We start from the raw sequence: 1547 nt of genomic DNA, 5'->3' as shown, positions 1-1547 counted from the left end.
AGGCCCCGGGCCCGGTACCGCCCTGCGGGCGGCGTACCGCGCTCCGCGCGGTGCCCTCAAACTCCCCCTACGGCCTGGCGGCCGTGGGAGGTGCCCCCAGGCGGGCTGACAAAGTCAGCCTCGCCGGCGTTTGAGGCGCGGGGGTCCGGGGGCGGAGCCCCCGGTTCAAGACGGATCCGCTGGGTACCCGCCGCGTGTCGCCGTCGGCTGCGGCGGCAGAAGGAGGCCGGCGATGATCCGCAACGTCATCGGCTCGATCCTCGCTCTCGTCGGAGCGACGGCCGCCGTATGGAGCCCCTTCCATGCCTGGTACGACAGCCGTCACGGGCGCGACTACCGCATCCAGGACCTGTTCACCGGCATCACCTCGAACGAGGGCGAGCTCTTCGCGTCCCTCCTGCTGCCCATGGCCTTCGCCGCCCTGCTGACCCTGATCGGTCTGCTGCTGCGTTCCCGTTTGCTGGTGGCGCTGGCCGGTGTGGTCGTCCTCGGGTTCACCGTCCTGTGGATGGTCCGGCAGGGTCAGGCCACCGGCAGTATCACGGCGGGGGGTGACGGGGACGGGCTCGGCCTCGGCGTGGCGCTCGCCTTCGGCGGAGGTGTGCTGCTGCTGTTGGCCGCCGCGCTGATGAGCGGTCGCCGCGGGCTGCGCCGCAGGCGTGAGGAGCCGTACGACGAGGAGCCCCCGGGCCATGTCCCGGCAGCGGCGGACGACTGGGGTCCGTACGGTCGGGACCCGAACAGCCCCGGCCCCTATCAGGGCCAGGGGCAGCCCTATCAGGGCCAGGACCGGTACGACGCGGGCCCCCGCTACGGGGACGAGGAGCCTCCGCCCCGGCGGACGTAGGCGTCACCGGCGGCCTGCGGCCTGCTGGGAGGACGCGAACAGTCCGGCCCGTTCGGCCGCGGCGTCGCGCAGCCGGTGCACAGGGCCGAAGAGCAGTTCGTCGGCAGCGGCCCGTCTGGCGTACTGATGCGCCTCGTGTTCCCAGGTGAAGCCGGTGCCGCCGTGCAGCTGGACCGTCTCGCCCGCGACCGTGCGCAGCGTCTCGAGGCACTGGGCGAGTGCCAGGGCAGCGGCCGCCGGGTCCCCCGCCGCGTAGTACGCCGCGGAGCGGGCCGCCTGGACGTGGACGTACAGGTCGGCGAGCCGGTGTTCGACGGCCTGGCGGGAGGTGACGCGGCCGGGCTGTTCCCGGGTCCTGAGGTGCTCCACGGTTCTCGACAGCGCGCCCGCTGCCGCGCCCGCCGCTTCCGCCGCGAGGAGAGCCGCCGCACCGGAGCCGGTGGCTCGCAGAGCGCGGGGCACGTCGGCGCCGTCCTCGCCGAGGAGCCGGGCGGGGCTGTCGCGGAGTTCGAGGGAGGCCTGCGGGCGGGTCTCGTCGAGGGCCGTCAGCCGGGTGCGGGTCAGTCCGGGTGCGTCTGCGTCGACCTGGAAGAGGAGGGGGCGGCTGCGTGGGAAGCCGCCCGTGTGGGCGGCGACGAGCAGCAGCCGGGCGCTGTGGCCGTCGAGCACCTGCGGGGCCTCTCCGTAGAGGGTCCAGCCG

General features: G+C 74.6%; 2 protein-coding genes. One reads left to right on the top strand and one right to left on the bottom strand.

Annotated features, from left to right (window positions below; all coding sequences use genetic code 11):
- Positions 1–232 precede the first annotated feature (232 nt).
- A complete protein-coding gene (locus tag ACWGH4_RS34980; RefSeq protein WP_453467929.1) occupies positions 233–847 on the top strand; it encodes a hypothetical protein in 615 nt (204 codons plus the stop codon).
- A 3-nt stretch (positions 848–850) separates the two neighbouring features.
- Here ACWGH4_RS34980 and ACWGH4_RS34975 read toward each other — a convergent pair.
- Positions 851–1547, bottom strand: a 697-nt coding sequence (locus ACWGH4_RS34975) for an acyl-CoA dehydrogenase family protein (protein WP_453467927.1), incomplete at its 5' end; no start/stop codon positions are given.

This window comes from Streptomyces sp. NPDC054847 (assembly GCF_053610925.1).
Note: the sequence above shows the minus strand (reverse complement) of the source record. Positions and strands in the feature narration are given on the sequence as shown.